This is a genomic window from Bartonella sp. MR168JLCBS (assembly GCF_042194175.1).
The window spans coordinates 1-295 of record NZ_JBHIMP010000134.1 but is presented as its reverse complement, the minus strand read 5'-3'; the positions used below and the strand labels follow the sequence as shown (position 1 = coordinate 295).

The 295-nt window shown below is 44.1% G+C and carries 1 pseudogene; it reads left to right on the top strand.

Annotated features, from left to right (window positions below):
- A pseudogene (locus tag ACFIK8_RS09785) lies at positions 1–295 on the top strand (protein translocase subunit SecDF); the annotation flags it as partial.

Genomic DNA, 295 nt, shown 5'->3' with positions numbered 1-295 from the left:
TCTCCTGCGCGCTGGTTCCTTGCCCGCCCCACTCACGGTGATTGAAGAGAGAACTGTAGGTCCAAATCTTGGTGCTGATGCTATTCAAATGGGACTTTACACAGGCATTATTGGCTTTGTTCTTGTTACAGTTTTTATTTTTCTTCTCTATGGAATTTGGGGTATCATTGCGAATATAGCGCTAGCATTACACACTATTTTAACATTTGCCGCGCTAAGTCTTCTCGGTGCTACACTCACACTACCGGGTATTGCTGGTATTATTTTAGGTATCGGTATCGCCGTTGATGCCAAT